This window comes from Acholeplasma laidlawii (genome assembly GCF_015709225.1).
Lineage (GTDB): Bacteria > Bacillota_I > Bacilli_A > Acholeplasmatales > Acholeplasmataceae > Acholeplasma > Acholeplasma laidlawii_A.
This window is the reverse complement of record NZ_JADNRS010000013.1, coordinates 1-25,296: the sequence shown is the minus strand read 5'-3', so window position 1 is coordinate 25,296 and position 25,296 is coordinate 1. Positions and strand designations below refer to the sequence as shown.

General features: G+C 31.3%; 23 protein-coding genes and 1 other annotated feature. Of the genes, 4 read left to right on the top strand and 19 right to left on the bottom strand.

Going from position 1 to position 25,296, the window contains the following annotated elements; genetic code table 11:
• The first annotated feature begins 57 nt into the window (after positions 1-57).
• Both IY230_RS01125 and malQ read left to right on the top strand, forming a co-directional pair.
• Positions 58-1,743, top strand: coding sequence for a glycoside hydrolase family 13 protein (locus tag IY230_RS01125; protein WP_196369509.1), 1,686 nt, complete (start codon positions 58-60; stop codon positions 1,741-1,743).
• Between the two features lie 2 nt (positions 1,744-1,745).
• Positions 1,746-3,230 carry a 4-alpha-glucanotransferase gene (malQ, locus tag IY230_RS01120; RefSeq protein WP_196369508.1) on the top strand — a complete coding sequence of 495 codons (1,485 nt, stop codon included), beginning with the start codon at positions 1,746-1,748 and terminating at the stop codon, positions 3,228-3,230.
• A 34-nt stretch (positions 3,231-3,264) separates the two neighbouring features.
• Here malQ and msrB read toward each other — a convergent pair whose 3' ends face one another.
• The 7 genes from msrB to IY230_RS01085 all read right to left on the bottom strand — a co-directional run bounded on the left by msrB (position 3,265) and on the right by IY230_RS01085 (position 8,548).
• Positions 3,265-3,681, bottom strand: coding sequence for a peptide-methionine (R)-S-oxide reductase MsrB (msrB, locus tag IY230_RS01115; RefSeq protein WP_196369507.1), 417 nt, complete (start codon positions 3,679-3,681; stop codon positions 3,265-3,267).
• A 10-nt stretch (positions 3,682-3,691) separates the two neighbouring features.
• Entirely contained in the window at positions 3,692-4,510 is an 819-nt protein-coding gene (locus IY230_RS01110) for an oxidoreductase (RefSeq protein WP_196369506.1), read from the bottom strand.
• 46 nt (positions 4,511-4,556) lie between these two features.
• Positions 4,557-5,198, bottom strand: coding sequence for a formate/nitrite transporter family protein (locus tag IY230_RS01105; protein ID WP_196369505.1), 642 nt, complete (start codon positions 5,196-5,198; stop codon positions 4,557-4,559).
• A gap of 94 nt (positions 5,199-5,292) precedes the next feature.
• Positions 5,293-6,042, bottom strand: a complete 750-nt coding sequence (locus tag IY230_RS01100) for an amino acid ABC transporter ATP-binding protein (protein ID WP_230852563.1) — start codon at positions 6,040-6,042, stop codon at positions 5,293-5,295.
• Positions 6,032-6,694, bottom strand: a complete 663-nt coding sequence (locus IY230_RS01095; RefSeq protein WP_230852562.1) for an amino acid ABC transporter permease — start codon at positions 6,692-6,694, stop codon at positions 6,032-6,034. The genes IY230_RS01100 and IY230_RS01095 overlap by 11 nt, the downstream gene beginning before the upstream one ends.
• 16 nt (positions 6,695-6,710) lie before the next feature.
• Positions 6,711-7,520 carry an ABC transporter substrate-binding protein gene (locus IY230_RS01090; protein ID WP_196369503.1) on the bottom strand — a complete coding sequence of 270 codons (810 nt, stop codon included), beginning with the start codon at positions 7,518-7,520 and terminating at the stop codon, positions 6,711-6,713.
• 204 nt (positions 7,521-7,724) lie between these two features.
• Positions 7,725-7,933: a binding site (T-box leader), on the bottom strand.
• A 66-nt stretch (positions 7,934-7,999) separates the two neighbouring features.
• Positions 8,000-8,548, bottom strand: a complete 549-nt coding sequence (locus tag IY230_RS01085) for an acetate uptake transporter (RefSeq protein ID WP_230852561.1) — start codon at positions 8,546-8,548, stop codon at positions 8,000-8,002.
• Positions 8,549-8,730: 182 nt separating this feature from the next.
• Here IY230_RS01085 and IY230_RS01080 point away from each other — a divergent pair, with 182 nt between their 5' ends.
• A complete protein-coding gene (locus tag IY230_RS01080; protein WP_230852560.1) occupies positions 8,731-9,513 on the top strand; it encodes a pseudouridine synthase in 783 nt (260 codons plus the stop codon).
• Here the strand turns inward: IY230_RS01080 and IY230_RS01075 are convergent.
• From IY230_RS01075 to IY230_RS01020, 12 genes are all read right to left on the bottom strand, one after another.
• Positions 9,510-10,343, bottom strand: a complete 834-nt coding sequence (locus IY230_RS01075; RefSeq protein ID WP_196369501.1) for an RluA family pseudouridine synthase — start codon at positions 10,341-10,343, stop codon at positions 9,510-9,512. The genes IY230_RS01080 and IY230_RS01075 overlap by 4 nt on opposite strands.
• Positions 10,340-11,308 carry an alpha/beta hydrolase gene (locus tag IY230_RS01070; protein ID WP_196369500.1) on the bottom strand — a complete coding sequence of 323 codons (969 nt, stop codon included), beginning with the start codon at positions 11,306-11,308 and terminating at the stop codon, positions 10,340-10,342. Before IY230_RS01070 ends, IY230_RS01075 begins: the two co-directional genes overlap by 4 nt.
• Before the next feature lie 68 nt (positions 11,309-11,376).
• Entirely contained in the window at positions 11,377-13,716 is a 2,340-nt protein-coding gene (locus tag IY230_RS01065) for an ABC transporter permease (RefSeq protein ID WP_196369499.1), read from the bottom strand.
• Complete coding sequence (locus tag IY230_RS01060) at positions 13,716-14,411, bottom strand: ABC transporter ATP-binding protein (RefSeq protein ID WP_196369498.1); 696 nt, start codon at positions 14,409-14,411, stop codon at positions 13,716-13,718. Before IY230_RS01060 ends, IY230_RS01065 begins: the two co-directional genes overlap by 1 nt.
• A gap of 1 nt (position 14,412) precedes the next feature.
• Positions 14,413-14,835: a MarR family winged helix-turn-helix transcriptional regulator gene (locus IY230_RS01055; RefSeq protein WP_196369497.1), complete on the bottom strand. Its 423-nt coding sequence runs from the start codon at positions 14,833-14,835 to the stop codon at positions 14,413-14,415.
• 148 nt (positions 14,836-14,983) lie between these two features.
• A complete protein-coding gene (locus IY230_RS01050; protein WP_196369496.1) occupies positions 14,984-16,429 on the bottom strand; it encodes a hypothetical protein in 1,446 nt (481 codons plus the stop codon).
• Positions 16,401-17,624, bottom strand: coding sequence for a lysophospholipid acyltransferase family protein (locus IY230_RS01045; RefSeq protein ID WP_196369495.1), 1,224 nt, complete (start codon positions 17,622-17,624; stop codon positions 16,401-16,403). Before IY230_RS01045 ends, IY230_RS01050 begins: the two co-directional genes overlap by 29 nt.
• 143 nt (positions 17,625-17,767) lie before the next feature.
• Entirely contained in the window at positions 17,768-18,481 is a 714-nt protein-coding gene (locus IY230_RS01040; RefSeq protein WP_196369494.1) for an HAD family hydrolase, read from the bottom strand.
• 636 nt (positions 18,482-19,117) lie between these two features.
• A complete protein-coding gene (locus IY230_RS01035) occupies positions 19,118-20,932 on the bottom strand; it encodes an InlB B-repeat-containing protein (protein WP_196369493.1) in 1,815 nt (604 codons plus the stop codon).
• A gap of 73 nt (positions 20,933-21,005) precedes the next feature.
• On the bottom strand, positions 21,006-22,298 hold the full coding sequence (locus IY230_RS01030; protein ID WP_196369492.1) for an SPFH domain-containing protein: 1,293 nt from the start codon (positions 22,296-22,298) through the stop codon (positions 21,006-21,008).
• A 15-nt stretch (positions 22,299-22,313) separates the two neighbouring features.
• The gene (locus tag IY230_RS01025; RefSeq protein WP_196369491.1) at positions 22,314-23,708 is read right to left on the bottom strand and encodes a zinc ribbon domain-containing protein; all 1,395 of its coding nucleotides are present in this window, start codon (positions 23,706-23,708) and stop codon (positions 22,314-22,316) included.
• A gap of 25 nt (positions 23,709-23,733) precedes the next feature.
• Positions 23,734-23,940, bottom strand: coding sequence for a helix-turn-helix domain-containing protein (locus IY230_RS01020; protein WP_196369490.1), 207 nt, complete (start codon positions 23,938-23,940; stop codon positions 23,734-23,736).
• Between the two features lie 41 nt (positions 23,941-23,981).
• Here IY230_RS01020 and IY230_RS01015 point away from each other — a divergent pair, with 41 nt between their 5' ends.
• Complete coding sequence (locus tag IY230_RS01015; protein ID WP_196369489.1) at positions 23,982-24,341, top strand: hypothetical protein; 360 nt, start codon at positions 23,982-23,984, stop codon at positions 24,339-24,341.
• Positions 24,342-25,296: the final 955 nt, after the last annotated feature.

Below are 25,296 nucleotides of genomic sequence, written 5' to 3'. Positions count from 1 at the left end.
ATGTTTTAGTATAGGGGTTAATTTGGTAAAATAATAATGTTAAGGACGGTTTATTTTATGAATAAATGGTGGATGGAAGCCGTAGGCTACCAAATATATATTAAGAGTTTTAAAGATAGCAATCATGATGGCATTGGTGATCTAAATGGTATTACTGAAAAGTTAGATTATCTACATTTACTTGGTGTAAATTTAATTTGGATAACTCCATTTTATGATTCTCCAATGGACGATAACGGTTATGATGTTAGAGACTACTTTAAAGTATCTCAAGAATATGGTTCTTTAGCAGATTTTAAAGCGTTATTAAAAAAAGCTAAAAATCTTGGCATCAAAGTCATTTTAGACTTCGTCTTAAATCATACATCTGATGAGCATGCTTGGTTCATGGAATCTAAAAAATCACTAGACAATCCTTACAGAGATTACTACATTTGGCAAAAACCTAAAATGGTTGATGGAAAAATGCTTCCTCCAACCAATTGGGGTTCCTTCTTTGGTGGCTCTGCTTGGAAGTATGATGAAACCACGAATGAGTACTACATGAAAATATTCTCAGATAAGATGCCTGATTTAAACTGGAAGAATCCAAATGTTGTTCAAAGTATGATTGAAGTTGGTAAATGGTGGTTAGACTTAGGTATAGACGGTTTTAGATTAGACGCAGTTTCACATCTTGCACGTGAAGATTTTGTTGACTCCACATTCGCTAAAGATACTGTATTAGATTGGTTTAAATTTTCTAATTTACCTGATAACCACAAGTACTTAAATCAACTTCATGAAGGCTTATTTAAACCTTACGATGCTTTTACAATTGGTGAAGTTGGTGGTCAAGCAAGTATAGATGAAGCAATTAAGTATGCATCATTTAATTCAAATGAAGTATCTATGGTATTTAACTTCGACCACAACTGGCACAACAATATATGGGATATCACTGATTTGAAAGATATTAAGGTCAATGTTATACCGCTTAAAGAAACACTTAATAAATGGCAAGAAACGTTTAAAGACATTGGTTGGCTTCCGCTCAATTGGTTAAACCACGACCAACCACGTGTCGTTTCCCATTATGGTCACGTAGACTACCATAAAGAGTCTGCTAAAATGCTTGCAAGTATTATGTACTTATCAAGAGGTACACCCTTTATTTATCAAGGTGAAGAAATTGGTATGACCAATTATCCTTTTAAGGAATTATCAGAAATCAATGATATTTCAACCTTAAACAGTGTGAAAAACCAAATAGCTATGGAACCAGAACGTGCTTATCAAATTATTGAAAAGGCATTAATGACATCAAGAGACCACCCTCGTACTATGATGCAATGGCATCATACAGAATATGCTGGCTTCTCATCAGTCAAACCTTGGTTTCATGTCAATCCAAATTACACTGAAATTAATGTCTTTGATCAAATGAATGATCCTACTTCTATTTGGAGTCACTATCAAAAACTTTTTAGTTTAAGAAGATTCTCCAAATACTCAAAAACACTTATTAATGGTACTTATGAAATGATACTTAAAGATGATCCAAATCTATTTGTTTACTTAAGACATTATCAAGAAGAAACAATCATCGTAATCGGTTCATTTAGTACAACTGAAACAATCATGGATATAACTAATTATCCTGTTGGTGATATATTAATTCACAATTATGAAGATATATCATACGAAAATAACAACCTAAAATTAAGACCTTATGAAACGATCTCATACAGGATAAAGGAGTAAATATGAGAAAAGCTGGTATTTTATTACATATATCATCGTTACCATCCAATTATGGAATTGGAACTTTCGGTAAAGAAGCTTATAATTTTGTAGATTTTTTAGAATCTACTAGCCAGTCCTACTGGCAAATACTTCCATTAGGACCTACTTCCTATGGAGATTCACCATACCAAACATTTAGTGCGTTTGCGATGAATCCATACTTTATAGACTTAGATTTTTTAGTGAAAGATAAATTATTAAAAAAATCTGAGATCTTAGATTCACAAACTTCCGAAGCCGAAGTTGACTATGAACGCTTATATCATGAACGTTTTAAAGTATTAAGACTTGCTTTTGACCGTTTCGACTTAAATAGTACATATTTCCAAGAGTTTTTAAGAAATGAAGGTTACTGGTTGAATGATTATGCGCTCTTTATGGCCATTAAAGAAAGTCAACATAGTGTAAGTTGGGCAGAGTGGCCAGAGGCTTTAAGAAAACGTGAAGAACATGCGATAAATCAAGCAAGACACGATTTTAAAGATGCTATTAATTTCCACTCATTCTTACAATATGAAGCTTATAAACAATGGTACAATTTAAAGCATTATGCGAATGAAAAAGGTATTCAAATTATTGGTGATATGCCAATTTACGTATCCTATGATTCTTCTGATGTATGGACTAAACCTCAATACTTCCAATTAGATGAAAATAAACTACCTACACTTGTAGCGGGTGTACCTGGTGATAATTTCAGTCCAACTGGCCAATTATGGGGTAATCCATTATATCGTTGGGATATTTTAGAAGGCGAAGATTTTGCTTGGTGGATTGACCGAGTTAAATCCAATACTTCCATGTTTGACGTTTTAAGAATTGATCACTTTATCGGGTTTGTTCATTACTTTGGTATTCCATATGGTGATACAACCGCTGAGCGTGGTAAATGGTTTGAAGGTCCTAGTTATAAATTGTTTGAATCTATCAAACGTCAACTAGGCGATAGAAAAATCATTGCTGAAGATTTAGGTATGATCACTGATAAGGTAAGAGAACTTCTTAAACATACGGGTTTTCCTGGTATGAAATTACTTCAGTTTGCTTTTGATTCTAGAGAAGAATCAGACTATATCCCACACCTATATCATAATAATGTTGTTGCATATACTGGTACACATGATAATGAAACAACTACACAATGGTTTAAGAATCTAAAACCAAGTGATTTAAAATATGCATTAGAGTATATTAATCACGTTAAAGGTTCAAAAACAGATTCATTAATCAAAGCTACACTTGCAACAGTTGCAGACACTGCAATCATTCCAATGCAAGACTATTTAAATCTTGGTAGTGAAGCAAGATTTAATATCCCATCTACTTTAGGTGGTAACTGGGTATGGCGTCTAAAGACAGGTCAAATCGATCGTATGACACGTCTAAAAATTAAACGTTTCACTAAATTATACGGTCGTATAAATCCGATTTCTAAAGCTAAGTAACAAAAAGGTGATGCCTGATGCATCACCTTTTATTTTATGATTTGTCAAACAATGATTTATACTGCCCATATCCTTCTTTTTCTAAGTCTTCCAAAGGAATAAATCTCATACTTGCTGAGTTCATACAGTATCTTAGACCACCAGCTTCTTCGGGTCCATCATCAAAGACATGGCCAAGATGTATTTTTGAATTCTTAGTTCTTACTTCAGTTCTAAACATACCATAAGACATATCTAGTTTTTCAACAACAATTTTATTGTCAATTGGTTTAGTAAACGATGGCCAACCACACATTGCATCAAATTTATCAAGTGATTTAAAAAGTGGTGTTCCGTCCATGACATCCACATAAATACCTTCATCAAAATTATTCCAGTATGCATTATCAAATGGTGGTTCTGTTCCATTTTCTAGCGCTACTTTTTTTTGTATAGGTGTCAACTTTTTCATTTCATATCTCCTATCTTTTTAATAAGATATAATCTAGCAATTTATCAGGTAATATCTTTCTTGCTGTTAATGCGATAAAACTTAGTGTTCCCATACGATATCTAGTCTTTGGTCTTTTGGCCCTAATCGCCTTGTATACGACTTTAGCTACAACAAGTGGATCTGAACCCACCTTACCTGACAAGTAATCTCTTTCGGCCGATTTCATAACGTGAGAAATGGTGTCCTGATAAGGTGATGCAGCATCAATTTTACTTGCATAGTCATAAGTTCTTTGCATGAATTCTGTTTTTATAAGTCCTGGTTGTATTAAGACAACTTGAATACCAAACTGTTTTAATTCAATTCTTAAACTATCAGAAAAACCTTCTAATGCAAATTTAGAAGCATGATACCATCCACCAAGTAGTGAGGCTACTTTACCACCAATACTGGAGGTATTTATTATTTTCCCACTGCCTTGTTTTCTCATGATAGGCAATACATGTTTTATCATATTGGCTACACCAAATAAATTAACTTCAAATTGATCTCTTGCATCTTTTAAATCCACATCTTCAATCGGTCCATATAAGCCATAACCTGCATTATTAAATAGAACATCAATTCTACCCTCAGATGCATATATTTCTTCAATGGCTACTTTAATTGTTGTCTCATTCGTAACATCCACAAAAAGAGGTTTAATACCTAGTGGTATAAGGTCCTCTAACTTGTCCATTCGTCTTGCTAGTGCATATACTGTAAATCCTTTTTTACTTAAATACTCTGCAGTACTTTTTCCTATACCAGAGCTAGCACCTGTAATTACTACAACACTATTTTTCATACTATCACCTTCTATGGTGATATTTTACCAAAAAAAGAAGCTTAATCTATTGATTAGGCTTCTTTAGTGATCCAAATTTTTCTATACTATTTAAAATGACTGCACCGACACCATTACCGATTAGCATAACTACAAATGCTAATAGCATGTACCAACTATAATTATTAGCTAGTAAAAAGTAATAAATATTTGCTATTGAGTGTTCAAATCCTAAAATCACAAAGATTGCTACTGCAAAGATATTAACTACGACTTTAGCAACATGATTTTCGATGCGCTTATAACCATCAACGCCTAAGTACATCATCATACCGCACATAATAGATAATCCAAATATCTCAAATATATTTCTAGATAACTTGGTTTCAACGAGTGTTTTTGCTGTTTGAATTATCCCTTCATAATTAGCCAAGTAAATAATACTTGCAATTAAGATTGAACCTAGTAGATTGCCAAGTATTATCCATAATATCTCGATAATATAGGATTTATCCTTATCAATAATATAACCTATACGACCTGTATATAACTTATAATCTAGAGTGACGACACAAAGTAATCCAAATGCAAATAAGAATGCACCGATGATTGTATGATCTGCTTTTAAATATAAATAAGTTGTGCCTGCTATGGCAATGAGCGCTCCTGCCATCATGGCACTTAATAGTGTTTTTATGTGTTTTTTCATTGTATACTTCCTCTTCAATACAATTATACGAAAAGTACGCATTATTACAAGTAAACCTATAATTAGAAATTAAATTGTGTATTTTTTACTTAAATTAGATGTTATCTTTAAAGGTAAGTTTATCTAAAAAGTCCATCACACGCTTTTTACCAGAGTTGTTAAAAATGTCGTTTGGTGTTCCTACTTCAATAATTTCACCTTGATCCATGAAAACTACTTGATCTGCAATACTTTCTGCAAAGCCCATTTCATGTGTGACAATAACCATATGCATCCCAAGTTTAACAAGAGATTTCATTGTTAGTAACACTTCTCCAATCATTTCTGGATCAAGCGCTGAGGTTGGTTCATCAAATAAAATGACTTTTGGTTCCATACAAAGAGATCTTGCTATAGCGATTCTTTGTTTTTGACCACCACTTAACTTTCCAGGATATTGATCTTTTTTATCGAGTAAACCCACTTTTTCAAGATAAAATAGAGATTTATAGGTCGCTGTAACCTTATCAAGTTTAAGTACATTTTTTTGAGCAATATTTAAGTTTTCTAAAACCGTTAAATGTGGAAACAAGTTAAAAGATTGAAACACCATACCTACCTCTTTACGATGTTCATTGATATTAAAATGTTTACTTAATATACTTTTATCCTTATAATTAATTTCACCCGAACTTGGTGTCTCCATCAAATTCAAAGTTCTAAGTAAAGTGGACTTACCACTTCCAGATGGACCAATAATGATTGTAATGCCTTCATAAATATCTAAGTTCACTTGATTTAATGCAAGTGTACCATCATTAAATTTTTTATTTAGGTTTACAATTTCAAATAGTTTATTTTTCATCTTGTTTTCTCATCCTTTTCTCTAATTTTGACATGAGTTTAGATGTTGTAAATGTTAAAACAAAATAAAGTAATGCTGTAACAATGTACACTTCTTTAGTTCTATAAGTTGATGTCTTAACAATTTGTGCACTATACATAAGTTCAGCAATTCCTAAATACATAAATATAGATGTTTCTTTAATTAAGGTTACAAATTCATTACCTAAAGATGGCATGATATTTTTTATAGCTTGAGGCATAATGATGTGAAGCATGGTGCTCTTTTCTGTCATGCCTAAGCTAAGCCCAGCTTCTTTTTGACCCTTTTCAATAGATAATATACCTGCTCTAAAGGTTTCAGATGCATAAGCACTACTATTAATAATAAGTGCTACCATACCTAGTAAAAATGCACCAAAGTCCATGCCTAACACGGTCATAACTGGTAGTTTTACAAATGCATAGATAAGCATTACTTGAACAAGTAATGGTGTACCACGAATAATTTCTACATAACTTCCACCAATAAAATTTAGTATCTTACGTTTAGATAATCTAAAATACGTTGGAATCACTGCTATAAGCGTACCCATTAAGACTGCAATGAGTGCAAGAACTATAGTGATAATCACGCCTTGTAGAAGTGTTTTTACATAGAATAAATCTAGCAAGAATGAAAAATCCATATTAGCTATTTAATAAAACACTATCTTTGACAAATTGATCGATTTGACCTGATTCTTGAAGTATTTGAATTGTATCATTGATAAGTTCTAGTAGTGCTTTATTCCCCTTTCTTACAGCAACAGCAGATCCATCTTCTGGATTACCAAGTATAAAGTTAGCGATAGAAAGACCTGTAATATTATTGATATAACCTTCAGCAACTGGTTTTTCCATAATTACACCAGCTAATTGACCGCTTGTTAAGCCTAATACTAAGTCAGGTACTGCTTGAATAAATTGTTTTTGTGGTGCTTGAAATAGATCGTTTGCGTAATCTTGTTGAATAGAACCTAATTGTGCCCCAATTCTAATATTAGAAAGATTCATAGACTCTACTGAAGTATATACATCAATATTTTTATTTTCAATTAATACGACTTGTGTAGCCATGTAATAAACAGTTGAAAAATCTACAATTTCTGCACGTTCAGGTGTTGGCGTCATCGCTGATATAACAAAAGCAACACGACCATCTGCTAAGTCCTCAAGTAAAAAATCAAATCCCTTATGAATTACTTTTAAGTTTTTACCTGCATGTTTCGCGATAACTTTAGCAATTTCAATATCAATACCTACAACCGTTTGGTTATTATTTTCATCTTTTACTAACCATTCATATGGTGCATAATCTGCGGATGTACCCATAGTAATAAATTCATCATAATATTCATCAATAATAAATGTGAACGTATTCGAACTTCCCATATCACATCCAACCATGAGTGTTAAAGCACCCATTACCATAAACATTAATAACATTTTTTTAATCATTTTCTTCTTCTCCTTTTTTTTGATTAAAATAAATAAAAAAGTCCTCTAGATATTATCTAAAGGACGATTAAAAAACCGTGGTACCACCTAAATTCTAGTTTTAAAAAACTAGCACTTTAAAAACGTTAACGCCGTTATACGCTTAAACCTTATATTGATGATGAGTTATAGGATACTTAATAAAAAAGTCCCTAGACAATAATGTCTAAGGACGAATTAATCGCGGTACCACCTTAGTTCTAGATCAAAAAATCTAGCACTTATATCGTTAACGCCGACATACGTTTAAACCTCATCAACACTCGATTTAAAAGCTCCAAAGCACGTTCATTCATCACTCTTACTGATTTACACCAACCATCAGCTCTCTATGAAAAGTTAAATAAATTACTACTCTTCTTCATCACTTTGAAAAACATTATAATCCAATTGAATTCAAATTACAACATTAAAATTATTTTATCGTAAAATTTACTTAATTATAGTGGGAATACTTTTTTGCCGAGTTCTTCATTCACAATTTGTCCAACTGCAGAATACATAGCAAATAAACCTGTTAAAATTCCAACATAACCAGCGATATTCGTAATTAAATTTATAGCAGTGAAATCACCTAATGCTAGTAAGAAGAATAATAATGCTAGTGATCCAAATACAAGTTTGGTTATTGTATTATGAGTGAATGTACCAATAAACATAAATGTTGTAAATACACCCCATAGTAATAAGTAAAAGCCCATTGATGTTAAATCCGCTGTAAATGCTGGATAATCTTTAGGTAATAACCAGATCATTACAAGTGATAACCAGAAAAAACCGTATGCTGTGAATGCTGTTCCACCAAAATTATTGTTGTTTTTAAATTCTAAAATACCCGCAATAATTTGTGCTAGACCACCTAATGCTACACCCATTGAAATCACTACTAATGACAATTCAGTAATACCTGCATTTGCTAGGTTTAACAAGATTGTTGTCATTCCAAATCCCAGTAAACCTAAAGGTCCCGGATTCATTTTTTTCGTCATAAATACCTCCATTTTTTTATCATCTTAATCATTTTATCTTATTTTTATTTTAAAACAAGATGGTTACATCTTTTTTTATGAATAATGATTCATATTATGTTATAAATACGGCGAGTGTATCAATTAATGGATTATTTTGGTAAAATACATTTACACTAATTTATTTAAGGAGCTTAACTTTAATGTTCGCAAAACAATATAAAAAATATGAAAAACATCATGATGATCTAATCAAGGATGATGATAAGGCATCTATACGCTTAAACCTTTACATCTCTAAAACCGGTGTTGCATCTCGTCGTGGTGCAGATAGTTTAATTGAGCACGGACGCATTAAGGTCAATGGCGTAAAAGCTCTCTTGGGTATGCAAATAACAAAAAATGATGTTGTCACGTTAGATAACAACATCATCGAACCTTTAGAAGAAAAATATTATATATTACTTAATAAACCTGTAGGAATTGTATCTACAACAGATACAGCAATCTCCGGTAACATGATTACTTTCATGAATTTTAAAGAAAAAATATTTCCTGTTGGTAGATTAGATAAAGACTCACATGGCCTTATTCTACTTACCAATGATGGTAGTATTGTTAATAAAATATTAAGGGTAGAAAATGGACATGATAAAGAATATCATGTCACATTGAATAAACCTTATGATGACTACTTCATCGAAACTATGACATCTGGTGTAGAAATATATAATCCGGTTGCTCATGAAAAACAAGTGACCATGCCATCCATTTTAAAACCTATAGATGAAAGAACCTTTAGTCTTACAATTAGACAAGGATTAAACCGTCAAATTAGACGTATGGCGGATAGTTTAGGTTACCGTGTTGAATCACTTGAACGCGTTAGAATTATGCACTTAACCTTAGGTGATTTACCTGTTGGTTATTGGCGTTATCTAACAAGTGACGAATTAAAAGAATTAAACAATAAAATTAATCATTAGAATGGTGGGTTGGACACAAAGTGTTCAACCTTTTTTGTACGTATCATTGGAAATGAAATTTCACTAAAGTGTAGTAATAGTCTAGAACTACTTACACCATATAATGTATCTCCTACTACCGGATGATTAATGCTTGCCATATGAGCTCTAATTTGATGTGTGCGACCCGTTTCAATTTGGACCTTTAGTCTTGAACGTGTTGCTTCATAACCTATTAATTCATAATGTGTTATCGCTAATTTACCATGTGGTGAAACAACCATTTTTTGTAATTTACTATCTTTAATTAACTTAGATTCAATAGATCCAATTTTATCTTTTACTTTGTTTTCAACGACACACATATAGTTTTTAACGACTTGTCTAGATTCAAATAAATTTGATAAGTATGCAAGTGCAATAAAGTGTTTTGCAAAGACAACTATACCTGTTGTTTCTTTATCAATACGGTGTGCCGGTAAAACTTGGTGATGGTATCCATGATATTGAAAATGCATATTGACGCGTCTAGTTAAATGATCTTCTGATGCGCCGTCATCATGTACGATGACATTAAAAGGCTTATTAACGATGACAATGTCATCATCTTCATAAATAATATCTAATTCCACGTCTTCTACGTCATCCATGACATAAGGTTCAAGGTGAATGTTTAACACATCGCCTTTTTTTAGTCTATATTCAGAATTCGCAGACTTAAAGTTGACTTCAAACCAGTGGTTTGAAGAATATTTGTAGATAACCGGTTTTCCTACGTTATAAGTTTGAAGGTATTCTCTGATTGTGATACCTACATATTTATCTTCGATGTTAAATGTTAATGTGCTCATATGTCCTTATTTTCCTTAAAGTGATTTTTTATTGCATATTTAAAACTGTCTAGTAAATAGTTCTTAGCAGCAATGCCAATTTGAGTTTTATCACTAAGGATATCAAATGCGTGATATCCACCTTCAAAAATTTTAAAATTGACTTCATTGCCTTGTAATTTGAGTCTTGAAACAAAATCGATAGTCTCATCTAAAAAAGGTTCTACACTACCAACATAAGTCATGGTTGGTGGTAAATTCTTTAAATTCTGAGCTCTTGCTGGTGCCGCATAATAAGGTACTTCATCTTTACCAAACAATTCACCTAAATAAAGTTCCCAAGCAAGTTTGTTTTGCTTAGAGTTCCATACTGGATCATCATTGTTAATCGCTGATGGTGTGTTCATACGATCATCAATCATTGGATAAAGTGGCATTTGAAATGCAATTTGAACTTCATTTTTATCTCTAGCAAGTAGTGCTAATGCCGCAGTTAAGCCACCACCTGCAGAATCACCTGCAATCATGAGTTGATTAGGGTTAATCATATAGCTCAGATGATTTTTCTTCATCCATAAAAGTGCTAGATAACAATCATCTATGGCTGCTGGATATGGTTTTTCAACTGATAAGGTGTAATCTGGTGAGATAATGACACAACCTGTTTCATCAATAAGTAGTTTAAATAACTTCTCATTCATCTCAGGAATGCCTAAACCGTAACCACCACCATGCATATAAAGAAGCCCTGGTGCATTGTATTTTCTTTTTATCGGTGCATATACAGTAAGTCTTAAAAATGTGCCATCTAATCTTGGTATATATACTTCTTCATAAAAAAGTTTTGTTGGTACTTTACCTTTTAAAGCACCCGTAAGTTTTTTGGCAAGTTTCAATGTACCTACTTTAAACGAAGGCGTAAAAAAACGAATAAACTTACCTGTGAGTCTCAATTCAGAATCTATTGCCTGATCTTTAGACTTCATACATTTTCTCCCCTAATGATTAGTATTTACATACTATGCTTATTATACCAAGTAATTGACCATTTTGATTATTCGAAAGATTTTAAAGCTTCTAACATATCTATTTTTCTAATTTTAGGTATAGAAGATACATAAACAATAAGTAAATAAACAATAGATAGTACAGCTGTATAAAGGTAACTTAATGGGTATAAATCATTTTTTAGAATAATACCATCGACATTGATTTGACTGATAATAAAGTATTGAAGTAATCTACCTAATATTAGACCAATTAGGATAGCAACACTAGAAATCATAAATGTTTCTCTAAATATATAACCAGTTACTTCTTTTTCATCATAGCCAAGCACTTTAAGTGTTGCCATTTCTTTATGTCTTGTACTTATATTAATAAGCGTTAAATTATAGTTGATAATAACTGACAATACACTTGCAAAAATAACAAGTAATATAATGACGCTATTCATACTAGATGAGGTTTGTTTAAATGAGGCCATTAAATCATCTTTTGTCTGTACATGAACTACATTATCCAAATCATTGAGTGAACTTTTAAGTTGCGTCATCTCTGATTTACTTAGATTTGGTAGTTTTACATAAATTTTATTAAGATATAAATCAAATACATCTTTTATTATTTCATTAGATATATAAATATTGTTTCCAAAATAGTACGCTACGATACCTGTAACTGTAAAGTTAGATGTAACGTCATTCACCTCTAAACTAATGAAATCACCTACGCTTATATCATGATCTAATGCGAACTGCTTAGTAACAAAAACACTATCTGCTTTAAACTCAATAGATTTATCCTTTGTATCTTTAAAACTCAAGAAATCATTTAATTCATCGTATGTTTCAGGCACAATCAAATTGATGTAATCTGTTTCATCAAAGTATGCTACCTGTATCATTAAATTAAGTTTTTCGTTTGTATCTATTAGAGTAATGCTTGTCTCATTAGGAAGTACACCTAACTCAATATCAAAATTATACATTTGATTAAACTGTGCATCTCCGGATAGTTCTACTGCATCCTTAATACCGAAACCCGCTAATAAAAGAGCGGTAGAACCAGATATACCAACCAACATTAAAAATAGATTTCTTTTTTGTCTAAAGATATTTCTAAATGTGGATTTATATTTAAACTTAAGTCGTTTCCAAATGAATGTAAAGCGCTCTAAAAGAATCTTTTTACCAGCTTTTGGGGATTTATGTCTAAGTAGGTTGGATGGTGCCTCTTTAAGGACATTCACCACACTAAAGTAGGTTACAACCACTACAGATAAAATCATGGTTGATGAAATTAAGGTGATATACATAAAATGATACTCAATACTTAATGGTGGTAAATTATAGACTACTACATAAGCGTTGTATGCAATAAATGGAATAGAGTAAATTCCAATACTAATGCCTAGTAAAACCCCAATACCAGATGCTAAAAGAACATAAATGATATATTTAGTAATAATTGTAATTTTTGAATATCCAAGTGATCTTAAAGTACCAATTTGAATTCTTTGATCAGAAATTATACGTGTCATGGAAGACATTGTAACTAATACGGTAATTAAAAAGAAGAATAGTGGGAATATAATAGAAATAACTTCAACAATTTTGACATCTGAATTAAATTTAACAAAACTTTGATTTTGGAATCTTGTAGTAAATATATAGTCCGGATAACTTTCTGTTAGAATCTGGATTCTATTTTCAATAAAGTTTTGGTAATCACTACTGAAACTATTATGTTGTTTAGAGCCCTTTAGTTTGATTGAAATGTTTGTATACGTTGTCTCATCTAAAAAAGTTTGGTCTACATAAATCATAGATTCAATTGGTCTACCACTTAAAGGTGATATTTCTTGGACATATGCAAAATACCAAGGTTGATTTACAATACCAACAACTTCAAATGTTTTTCCTTGAACAGTTGTTGTAAATCCAATAGGTATATCCAATAAATATGCTTGACTTTCTTCTACTACAACCTCTATAACATCGCCATTTAACTCAGGTAATCTACCTTCAACAAGGGTGAGCCTGTTCATTGTTACACCTTCTATAAAATCTAGTAATACAATTCTAGACATATGATAGACATCATCTACTATGATGGGTTCATCTATCATAAAATATGGCATCACTTCTGATACTAAATAGTGGTTTGAAATATTTAAGATTTCTTCACTGGTAAAAGGTGTATGCTTTTGTATAACAACATCAGCTGTATTGGTATCTTTATAGAACTTATCAATCGTATGTCTCATATTGGGTGCTGTTGTAAGCAAGCCAACTAAAAAAGCAACCCCAATAGCAACAATGAATACGATTGCTACAAACTTAGAGTATAACTTTTTAAAATCCCTTAAAATGAGTTTAGGATAAGCTTTCATTACCATTTGACCTCATAGATTTGTTTCGGTTTGGATTGGTGTTTATTGGAAGCAACATGACCATTTTTAACCGTGATAACTCTATCAGCAATTTCAGCAATTGCTTGATTGTGTGTCACGATGATAACTGTTTTATTAAACTTTTTAGACGTGTTGTAAAGTAATTCTAAAATTTGTTTACCGGTTTCTATATCTAGTGCACCTGTTGGTTCATCACATAGCAGTATTTTAGGATTTTTAGCAATCGCACGTGCAATGGATACTCTTTGTTGCTCACCACCAGATAATTGAGATGGAAAATTATGCATTCTATCCTTTAACCCTACAGAAATAAGAACTTCTTTAGCATCTAATGGATCTTTTCCGATTTCTGATGCAATCTCTACATTATCAAGTGCGGTGAGTTGGGGCATTAAATTATAAAACTGAAAAACAAAGCCTACATCATGACGTCTATAATTAGTCAGTTGTCTTGAGTTGAATTTAGTAATATCCTTATCATCAATGATGATTTGACCTGAGCTTGCAACATCCATACCGCCTAAAATGTTAAGTATTGTTGTCTTACCTGCACCACTTGGTCCTAAAATAACACATAATTCACCTTCATTAACCTGAAAACTTACATTATCGTTTGCGATAATGACCTGTTCACCTAAAACATATTTTTTTGTAACATCAACCATTTTTACCATATTATTTCACCTCGAATTTTTTAACTTTACCGATTACAACTTCTAACAACATAATTAAAGCCTTCGATTCTTCCAAACCGATATAATCTAATAAGGTATCAAAGTAATTGCTAATAAAATTAAATCTACCTTCAATATATGATGCACCTTTTGGAGTTAACTCTAGATTATAAGATCTTGCATCTTCTTTGTTTAAAATCACTGATATATATTCTTTTTTTCTTAAACTGTTCATAAGTGCAGTGACTCTACCTTTAGTAATACCCATTGTTTCAGCCATGAGTTTAGGTGTTGTTGCTTCATTTACATAAAGTTTCAACAACATCGCATCCTCACCATATAAAAATGGTGTTAAGTGTTTCATCATGTCTAATTTTGAAATTGCTTCTAACTGTTTTAAGAAGACTTCTTTAGTTTCTTTCATATGCTTTAACACTCCTTTAGTTTATAGTGTATACTATTATTATAGTCTAATTCACTAAAAGTTGAAACGATTAAGTAAAAAATACTACAATAAAAAAACACTATAACTTAAAGCTACGTAAGTTATAGTGTTTGACTTGTCTGGTAGATTATTTTTTATTTTCTTTAAGCATAAAGTAATTAAATACTACAAAGAAAATCACTAGTGCTACAAATGATATCCATAGGTAATACCACTCAGGCATATATATAATACCTGTAATAATTAATAGTGGTGCACCAAACATTACAGCTGATGATGATCCAGTAACTAAATCATCCGCTGCTGGTGTTTCAAAATTAGGATCTATTTCTCTTAAGAGCGCAATACCATTAGGTGCAGTACCCGTTAAATTACCAAATAGTGTAGCAAACGCTTGTATTGTGTAATCAGGATAAATTTTCTTAGTTGTATACCGTAAGTAATAATATGTTGCGAACACACCAACAGTAGTGATTATAAATAGCGTCAAGAGTAAACCAGTATCCACTAGCGCTTCAATGTTAATTGACATTAAGGAAGCTACAACCATAAAGTCAAATAACACACCAGATAAACGATTTAACATGTATTCATTGGTGTACTTTCTTTTCATCCAACCTTTTTTAGTGATAAATTTTAAACCTAATTTAAATATAATTGCAAATAACATAGCAAAAATGAAATTAAAACCCCAAACCAAACTTACCATACTTTGTTGAAAACTCGAAGTGTCACCAATCAGTTTTGTTAAAAGACTCATAAATACCCATGCTATAGCATAGACAACAAATATAAAAATAATTTGGATACTCATTTTATCAATTGCTTCACTTACTGGAATTTCTTTAGAACCTTCAACTACCATGCTTTCAAGTGTTTGACTAGTTTCTTTACTTGTACGTTTAATTAAACCCTCTTTAGCTCTTCGGTTAATATAGAAAATACCTGCAACAGATGCCCAAATAAAACCTATAGTGCTTATAGCAAGACCAAATGCTTGGCCGCCAACAAAACCGTTAGCCTCAAAAATACCACCTATATTATTAGCTTGCCCAGGTCCTTGACCGAACCCCATTGGTAATAATAGACCACTATAAGGTGCTACGGTTGTAAACACATAACCTAAAATGATCGTAAATATTAAACCGATGATACCTTGAAGTAAATAAGTATTAACAATGAGTAGACCAGTTTTTATGGGTCTACCCTTATATTTTCTAGTCTTACTGTCCTTAACAGTTTTTAATCCCATTGCAATAAAGCCTAATGCGAGTGCATGATAGGTAATTACTTGAAGAAAATCATTGAAATCAATGACATTTGATTTAGCGGTTACTAAAAAATCCGATGAGTAGGTTGATGAAACAAAACTTACTAATTCTGGTAGATAATACCATAAGTATTTAACACCTAGACCTAAAAACCCTGCAATAATTGCAGTAGGAAAAAGAAGGTTTCTAAATAACATTACTTTCCTTCTTATAATATTTCCAAACATCATCACCAGTGATAATATTGAAAACCACAATACAAATGACCATGTATCAAATGCCGAAGTTAAAATGCTTGTCATCGATTGATGTCCCTCCATCCTTAATATACATATAATACTGATAGGTTAATACGTATTTATAGATACTAGAATAGTCATCTAGTCTCATCATGTAAGTCTCATTAGGTAAATAAATAATCACTTGATACTTACCTTGCATCACAATATTAGTGATTTCATCAAATGAGAAATCTAAGGTATTGTCAACATTTGTAAGATATACACGTTCTTTAAAAAGTTTTAATCTATATCGCCCTAGTTTCTCCTTATGTGTAGCAAACGACTTTACTAATTGAACTTCTTCTTCAAATAATAAAGATTCTTTATTTTCCTTATAATAATTAAAATAAGCTATTTTTACTTGTCTTTCGATTTCAACTAAGGTATGCAATTGATTATCTTTATCTAAAACTTTACCATTAGGTAAATAAGTTAATTCAAAATCACTATCATGAGACTTAAGCTTATTACCTTTAGAGTATGTGACAAAAGGCTTTTTACTCATTAAATCTATAAAAATTAATTTTTCTAGACCATGTGCGATATGTTTACCCTTATAGAGATTACCTGAAGCTTCTTGATCAGCATACGCATCAACAAATAGATTGTCTTCTATCTCAAAAAATAAATCTTCATCTGACATTTCAAGATATGTATCTGGTAGTATAATCTTTCTAATGAATGCCTCTGTTTTACCTTTTTTCTTATAAATTGCCCATCTTGGGTAACTTAGGTACATGCCCTTAATATTCATAATGATAACCGGTATTTTAAGCATTTTAATGAGTTTAACTGTGGCAGGCATAATCTGAACGGTTTGACCACTATAACTCGTATTTCCTTCCGGGAAGATACCAATTGAACCACCTTGTTGAACTATTCTTTTAGTTTTTCTAATGGTTTCCATATCTGAAACAGATTTAGATTTTTTAATTGGATTTACAATAAACTTTATAACCTTTGATAAAAATCCTAAATTAAAGACTTGCTCAGTAGCAATATAGTAAAGATGAAATGGGAATTGCATCCCCATTATCATAGGGTCTATATTTACTGTATGATTGGCTAAGACGATAAAAGGACCTTTTTTGTTTAAGGTCTTATATTTTTTAAAGGATAACTTATATTTGATTACTATATATATTCTAACAAAGGGTTCGATGAGTCTTGTTAAGACTTTATGCCTTAATTTCACTTCTTTTGATGTTTTCTTCATTGATAATTCCATTTCTATTTTTATAGAGTGATTATATGTTACCAAAACTTTTTAAAAAAATAATGTGATTTGACTTCAAAAACAACCCCATTAATACATAAATCACTTAGATTTATCTATATTGGAGTTGTTTCAAGTTTGTACTATATTTCTTTTTTTACAATTGATTCTATGGAATCAGTGAATCTTAGTCGGTACGTATCTAGTCTAGGATCGTGATTATTCATTAGATAACCATCAAATTCGATGAGCATTTCAACATCATTTTCACTATCACCTGCAGCTACTATACTGTAGTCTTCCTGAATATATTTGAGTAAATCTAATACGGCGATTGCTTTATTTGTCTTAGACGAAATAATTTCTACATAATCATAAGATGCTCCAGTAACGACATATGTTTTAAATGCTTCATGGGTATATGTGTTAACTAACTGTTGTATATCATAACTGATATCACCTTTATTAAAGGTATATGTCATTTTAATGACTTGATTTAGTTGAGATAAAATTTCACTGTTCATGAACTCATCAATATACATTTGAGATTGTAAACTCGCATGATATGGTTCTAGTAATTTATTAACACCTTTTACTAAATTTAAATCCATTAAATATGAACCTATGATATATTCATTTTTGTCTAAGATTAATGCTCCACTAGATAAGATTAGATAGTCATAATCAATATTAAATTTTGCTACCTCATTCATAAAACTTACATAACTTCTACCCGTTGCAATAACAAGCAAATGTCCTTTTTTCCGCACACTATCCATAAGTTTTATGTTTTTTTGCAGTTCTTCATTATTCCTGTAGTAAGTCCCGTCATAATCAAAAACAAACATTTTTTTCATTGTAAAACCTCTTTTTTATATTGTAATCACAGATAAGTGATTGATCATAGACCATTATATCTTAAATGAACATATATTCAAAATTTATGTGTTCTTTTAGCAATTCAATACATATTTATAATAGAAAAAGATGTATCAATTAAGATGTTTCTGTTTTTATAGACTAATAACCTTCGCACCAAAAACTAAAAAGTTTATTTGAATGATAAAAAATCTCTTTTAAAATACGATACGGTGAATTCATTAGGGGGTATAAGCTTACAAAAGTAGAATTTTAGTTTAAGTTTGTACTGAAATAATTAGATATGATTATGTATAATTTTCTCTAAATTATATATCACCTATCGATATAGAAAAACAGCCATATTACTATGCGATATGGCTGTTTATTTATACACTTTGTAATTTAGTATGTTATTTTAACTCAAGAAGAATGATATTTTCTATATGCGTTGAAAAAACTATATTGCTTGCAAAATCAACCCTGTGTGTATTGAAGTAACATCAGAATCAGCCAAATTATGTTTACCATTACATGGTTGAAAAGGTCTAAAATACCAAAGTAACATATTTTTATTCGTATCCTGCTGTATCTGAGATTTGCTTTTAGTGGATTCTCGATAAATTGATTGTCCTTTATTTTGTAAACATATATATTTCATGTTCTTTTAACAAGAAGTCGGCATAATTAAATAAAACTGTTCTACCAAAATATTCTAGATCAAGTAACACATTATTACTTGAGATAGGGAAGTTATTTACATTCTCTGTAAGATTTGATATAGTAAACCAAAACTCATTATACTCGTCAAATTCAAAATCCACTACTGCTTTATTCGTTACCATTGTATAACCCTCTGACTTAATTGAAATATATACATTTGTTATCCTGTTGTTTGATATCAACTTGTAATCAAATGCTACATTTACAATCATTTCTATATTAGGATCATTAATCCCATTATAATAGAAATACATATCAATGAGTTTATCTTGGTATACTTTCATAATTTGTCTAGTTGTTTCTACTTGTTTATTAATAGGACTCAAATTTGATGTTTCCAAACTCATCTCAATTTCATAATATACACCATATTCATCTATTTTTGATTTACTTCTTGTTTTTGCAAATTCATATAAATGATTCCATTTCCAAGCAAGAGAATTTGGTTCATCTTCTGTCTTTCGTAATACTATATCTGGATAATTGCTATTTTTCAAAGTTATTCGTTCAGTATCATTATTGTATGAAATAGTAAAATATACAGTACCAACATCAATATAATTAATGCCCATTTTATTACCATACAATGTGAATGAACCCCAATTATAATCAAAGTCTCTTAATCCACTTGTTCGATGGCCATCTGAGTCATGGAAATATCCATCAAATTCGATGAAACTAAAACCGTAAGCTTTAGAACTTTCATAAACACCTTCCCATCTTCCTACTAAAATATCTTCATAATTTGGAAGTTCCCAAAATGCTTTGAGAACAATATTGCTTTTCACAGGTGTGTTTACATCAAACAGTGCACCATCAAATAACCATCCCATGAAGTTATGGCCATCCTTCGTTGGTTTTGTTGTAGTAATTTTATCGTTATAGTTTAGAGATTGATCATTGCTTATAGACCAAACACCACCATCCAAATCATATGAAACTGTTAATTTAGAAGCAGTCCAAGTTGCAGAAAGATTGTAATCTTGTTTAATATTAGTTGATGAATCAAATTTCGTATCAGACCAAAATCCCTTTATTACCCAACCTGCAAAATCATAACCTTCTTTTGATGGAATTGAGGCAGTAATTAATCCATTATATATAATACTTTGAGTGTTGTCTAAGTCCCATTGTCCACCCTCTAAATTATAACTTACGGTGAATCTATTTTCGACTTCTATAAACGTTGCTGTATACGTCTTATTTTCAGTAGCGGGCTCAAGTTCAGGAGTCCATCCGCTAAACTCATATTTCTTTTCTTCTACAGCAACTTTTGTTGGAATGCTTCCATTATAAGATGGCATATTTCCAAAGGTTACTTTATCAGTTTTCAAAGTGGTCCCATCTTCATTTTTCCATGTAATATCAAATGTTTGTTTAGAGGGATCACTTGAAGCTTTCATAGAATATTTAACTAATATCGAGACATCCTTATCATAAATATCACCAGATAAAAAACTCTCTGATCCACCAATTTTGACACTTTTTGTGGTACCTTCTTTTGTAATACCCCAAATGATGTCATAAACAGCTTCAGTTTCAATGTTTGTAAAACCCCAAACCTCCAATTGTTCAACAACATCTTCATAATGTGTTCCAACGAGAGACGAGGCAGACACTTTTACTCTTACTTCATTTTCTCCAAGTTCTGTAGCATCTTCACAACCTGCTAAAGTAAATGCAAAAATCACTAATATGATTAAAGAAATATATCTAAGTCTATTCATAAATATTTGGTATGCTTAATTTAATCATATTATTAAACATAGCATACACCCCCTTCTTTTCGCTTAATTTATTTTATATCTTAGGTGGAAAAATTCCAGAAAGTTCATTTTGCATGCCTGCTTTTTGCCATTCAGACATTCCTTCTTTCCAAACTAAACTTCCAGAATCAAAATCACCGGTTGTTAGCATATTTTTTAATGTATTCAAATCATAAGGGCCAGTAGGCTTTCCTTCTTTTGCAACATAGTATTTTGTAACTGGGATGATCGGTGGAACAACTTGCCCTGTTCTATTCTGATTGAGTGACTGATCTAGTGTCTCTGAAATGTTTTTTCCAACTGCAGATCCAACAGCCATACCAGCCATTATTGTTACAGGATTAAATCCTGCTCCTTGTCCGCCAAGATCTATATTTCCAGCTCCTTTCTCACCCATTCTACCAAGAGCTTCTGCTCCAGCAACTCCAACTTCTCCCCCAACTTGAGTTTGATAAGCTCCAATGTTAGTTTGTCTAGTAGACATTCTCTGAGCATACTGTGTTTCTTCTCTTCTTATTCTAAGCTCTTCTTGATAATTAAGGAGATCTGTCTCAATTTTACTAGCAGTAATATCTTTAGTAACTCTCTTAAGCTCAACATAAGCTTCAGATTCTTTATCAACTTCAATCGCGCTTAGATCCAAGCCTGTTACAGATACACCAAATAAATCAATTAGTCTGTCTTTGACATATATTTCAACTTTTTCATTTATGAGATCAATTTTAGATTCCAGTGCGATAAGCGGTATATTATGTTCTGATGGCGCATTTGTAACAATTTCCTTAATATATCGTGTTAAAGCAGCACTAATCTTATTCTTAAGGTCATCTAAACTGAAATTTATGAGTTGATGATATTTTAAGAATGCTTTATAATCTTCTAATTTAAATGTTAATGTTCCTCTGACTGCAACAGGCACTTGAAAGTCTGGAAATCTCGAATCGATAACATCAAAATAAGGAATACCAAATCTTATCTGGATAGCTTCAGCAATATTAATGAAATATACTTCTGCTTGGAATGGTGTGTCCCCTTCATACCAAAGACCAATGATTGAAGATAAGATAGGAAAGTTTTTTGTTCTTATTTTTTCATCATAAGGACCAACAATATAATCATGCATTGTGCCATTTTTTTGCTTATAAACAAAAACAGCTACTTCACCAGTTTTTACTCTGAGTATAGAATTTGTTCTAATTGCTGTTTCTCTCTTTAGAGCTCCTTGTTCATATTTAGTAGGATGCCACTTCCATACTAAATAGTTTGACTCATCACAACGAATGACATCAGCCATACCACCTGTTTTAAGTTTATTAAATATTCCCATTTTATCCCCTCTGATCTATCTTTTATTTTTTTTATTTGCTTTTGCGTATTTTTCTTCTTCAATTTGTCTATTTGTTTTCTTTTTCTTTAATCCTAAGACTAGAGAAATAATTCCAATCGTCATTATTGCAAATGAAATGTACGATAAAAATGTCACTTTCGCTGTACCATCTTCTGTTCTTGGACTAACCCCGATCAAAATGACTGAAATAATAATTAGTGCGGTTCCTGTAACACTTAATATAAACTTGTTACGTTTTATATTTTCCGTTTTCATTTGTACTTCTTTATATATTTTCTCGACAATTTGAATATCACTAGGATTAGTGAACATCATTACGGTTTTCTTATAACATTGTTCAATTTTTGTGTACCAGGCATTAGCTATGCTATCCCCTTGCTTATTCGTTACGTAATACTCAGCATCAAAACTAGAACTTGCAAGAAACATAAATTCAGTTATATCTTCCTTATTATTTGGAATCGGGTATAGTTTAATAGCTTCAATTTTCTTGTTTTCATCATCGATACTACTAATTTTATCAAAGAATTCACGTACTGATATTACCGTTTTTCTACCGCGCACCTCATTACCACAAGAAGGACATTTAAGTGAGTCAGAAGGCAATATTTCACCGCAGATAATACATTTATGAACTGATTTTTCTCTTGGCTTTTTAATATCAATTACTGGATTAATTATCGTATCTTCTTTGTTTTTATCAATGACTGATGTCCCACATGAAGAGCAAAATTTAGTATCTGCGCCAATTGTTGAACCACATATTCTGCAACGAATAACTTCAACTACTTTTTCTACTTCTATAACTTTTGGTTTTTCTACAGAAGTTCCACAAGAAGGGCAAAAACGTGATATTTTATCAAAATGATCACCGCAATTTGTACAAGTAATAACTTCTTTATCAGATACAATTATTTTCTTGATTTCTTTGGACTGAATGTTATGTTCTTGTTTAAGTGCTGTTGAGGGATTTGTTTTTTTGTGTAAAGTAGCCTCTTTTATTTTGTCGACCCAAAGCATGACCGTTTTATACTCATTAGAATTTGATTTTGACGAAAACATTTTTCTAAACGAGTTAACAATTGATTCATCTTTGATGTTATTCAGACTAAATGACTCTATACCATTTATTGTTTGAATTCTCAAACAATCTCCGATTTCATCATGCTCAAAGTAATCAACTTGTAATTCATTATTGTAAATTTTTATATCAGTTAACTGAACTTCAAATTTCTTTTCTTCTTTTTTCTTGGACCATTGTGCTATGATTCTTTTGTTCGTTAAAGTAATTTTATCAAGATAATCCAAACCATCTACACTTCCTGAATACGAGATGTCACCATCCTCTAATAGAATTACTTCATCAAATGCTAAGACATTTTTCCCCATTTATATATCCTTCTATTAAATTTTTTTATACCTCATTAACTGCTTCGCAAATATCACCAATGTTACATTTAAGGTACTCACAGATTCTTAATAAAACCGAAAGAGCGACTTCTTCGTTTCTTCTAAGTTTTGTCATTGTACCAGTTGCTATATTTAAATCTACTCTGAAATCAGCTTGTGAAATGTCCTTTTCTATAAGTAATATCCAAAGTTTCTTATAACTGATTTTCATATTATCACGCACCTTTCATAAGGCTGTTAATTAATAATATCATGAATCCTAATTATATACAACACGAAATTGATATTTTATCGCAAGATGTTGCGAATGAACTTGAACACGTAAAAAATTATGACACCAGAAAACGTATGGATAAAATCAATGATATTTTAGGTAAAAAGAATTTAGTCATCGATGAACTTGATTCAGAGATTTTAAGTACATTCATCTATAGAATGATATCAGTCAGTCCAAATGAAATCGTATACTGTATTGCTGGAACCAAGAATTATTCAGACAATGAGTTCAAAGAACGACGTTTTGAGTTCTCAAAAACTGAACCAATCATTGTGGAAACATATCACACACCCGATGGCTTAGCTAAGATGTTATATCGGTTTGTAGTGATATAATTTTTTAGCAAATAGATGTTCTCACACTCAAGAAAATATATGCTTAGAGCATAGTTTGATGTTTCCACATTGATTTTGATATGTTTCCACATTGGGCAAAAAGTAAAAAAGAAGCATTTAACCCAGTTTTAAAGGGGTAAATGCTTCTTGTTCTATTATAAGAATGTCTTTATTAAGCCGTTTTTAAAGAAAGCAATACGATGTTTTCAATGTGCGTTGAAAAAACCATATTGCTTTCAAAATCACCCCTGTGTGTATTGAAGTAACATCAAATATGGCTAAAATATGTTTCCCCTTACATGGTTAGACAGGTGGTTAAAATACCAAAGCAACATATTTTTTGGATTTTACTATGAAATTATCTTGTCGGAAACACCATCATTGATCTTTTAACCCCAAGAATACTCAATAGGGTTTAAATCCCCTTTACTCGACTGTGTGATGCTACCTATTTTGATACAAATTAGCACCCCATGATTTTTTTTAGCACCCTTAACTGATTTTTAGCACCCCTGTAAATATGGCTTAACAAGGCTGTCAATATCAATTATTTGTGTTTTTTATTGACTCAATGATTAAATCTATAGCAACACTAATGTCTATCATGTGTATCAGATTCTTCTCATATACTCTAAGAGTCATTGTTCTATCTACTATAGTTGCATATCCAACCTCAATCCAATAAAAACAAAACATAAATTCATTAGGTAGATTGTGTTCTTCAGGCATCTCTAATTTAACAAGGATTGGTGAAACAAGTTCCCAATCTTTGATGTTCTGATTATCAATTTCCTCTTTAATGCGTAATGAATAGACTCCATTTCTGAAAAAGTAATGTCTTGACTTAATCTGATTCTTTTCAAGATAAGAGATCAACATTATTTTTTAATGATCAATTTTTTCTAGTTTATTCTTTATCAAACAAAATTTAAAAAACACATAAAAAAGAAGTTAT

What these genes read in the sequence shown, in the direction of transcription:
- IY230_RS01125 (WP_196369509.1), top strand. Translation starts at nt 58, where the DNA reads ATGAATAAATGGTGGATGGAAGCCGTAGGCTACCAAATATATATTAAG.
- malQ (WP_196369508.1), top strand. Translation starts at nt 1,746, where the DNA reads ATGAGAAAAGCTGGTATTTTATTACATATATCATCGTTACCATCCAAT.
- msrB (WP_196369507.1), bottom strand. Translation starts at nt 3,681, where the DNA reads ATGAAAAAGTTGACACCTATACAAAAAAAAGTAGCGCTAGAAAATGGA.
- IY230_RS01110 (WP_196369506.1), bottom strand. Translation starts at nt 4,510, where the DNA reads ATGAAAAATAGTGTTGTAGTAATTACAGGTGCTAGCTCTGGTATAGGA.
- IY230_RS01105 (WP_196369505.1), bottom strand. Translation starts at nt 5,198, where the DNA reads ATGAAAAAACACATAAAAACACTATTAAGTGCCATGATGGCAGGAGCG.
- IY230_RS01100 (WP_230852563.1), bottom strand. Translation starts at nt 6,042, where the DNA reads ATGAAAAATAAACTATTTGAAATTGTAAACCTAAATAAAAAATTTAAT.
- IY230_RS01090 (WP_196369503.1), bottom strand. Translation starts at nt 7,520, where the DNA reads ATGATTAAAAAAATGTTATTAATGTTTATGGTAATGGGTGCTTTAACA.
- IY230_RS01085 (WP_230852561.1), bottom strand. Translation starts at nt 8,548, where the DNA reads ATGACGAAAAAAATGAATCCGGGACCTTTAGGTTTACTGGGATTTGGA.
- IY230_RS01080 (WP_230852560.1), top strand. Translation starts at nt 8,731, where the DNA reads ATGTTCGCAAAACAATATAAAAAATATGAAAAACATCATGATGATCTA.
- IY230_RS01075 (WP_196369501.1), bottom strand. Translation starts at nt 10,343, where the DNA reads ATGAGCACATTAACATTTAACATCGAAGATAAATATGTAGGTATCACA.
- IY230_RS01070 (WP_196369500.1), bottom strand. Translation starts at nt 11,308, where the DNA reads ATGAAGTCTAAAGATCAGGCAATAGATTCTGAATTGAGACTCACAGGT.
- IY230_RS01065 (WP_196369499.1), bottom strand. Translation starts at nt 13,716, where the DNA reads ATGAAAGCTTATCCTAAACTCATTTTAAGGGATTTTAAAAAGTTATAC.
- IY230_RS01060 (WP_196369498.1), bottom strand. Translation starts at nt 14,411, where the DNA reads ATGGTAAAAATGGTTGATGTTACAAAAAAATATGTTTTAGGTGAACAG.
- IY230_RS01055 (WP_196369497.1), bottom strand. Translation starts at nt 14,835, where the DNA reads ATGAAAGAAACTAAAGAAGTCTTCTTAAAACAGTTAGAAGCAATTTCA.
- IY230_RS01050 (WP_196369496.1), bottom strand. Translation starts at nt 16,429, where the DNA reads ATGACAAGCATTTTAACTTCGGCATTTGATACATGGTCATTTGTATTG.
- IY230_RS01045 (WP_196369495.1), bottom strand. Translation starts at nt 17,624, where the DNA reads ATGAAGAAAACATCAAAAGAAGTGAAATTAAGGCATAAAGTCTTAACA.
- IY230_RS01040 (WP_196369494.1), bottom strand. Translation starts at nt 18,481, where the DNA reads ATGAAAAAAATGTTTGTTTTTGATTATGACGGGACTTACTACAGGAAT.
- IY230_RS01035 (WP_196369493.1), bottom strand. Translation starts at nt 20,932, where the DNA reads ATGAATAGACTTAGATATATTTCTTTAATCATATTAGTGATTTTTGCA.
- IY230_RS01030 (WP_196369492.1), bottom strand. Translation starts at nt 22,298, where the DNA reads ATGGGAATATTTAATAAACTTAAAACAGGTGGTATGGCTGATGTCATT.
- IY230_RS01025 (WP_196369491.1), bottom strand. Translation starts at nt 23,708, where the DNA reads ATGGGGAAAAATGTCTTAGCATTTGATGAAGTAATTCTATTAGAGGAT.
- IY230_RS01020 (WP_196369490.1), bottom strand. Translation starts at nt 23,940, where the DNA reads ATGAAAATCAGTTATAAGAAACTTTGGATATTACTTATAGAAAAGGAC.
- IY230_RS01015 (WP_196369489.1), top strand. Translation starts at nt 23,982, where the DNA reads ATGAATCCTAATTATATACAACACGAAATTGATATTTTATCGCAAGAT.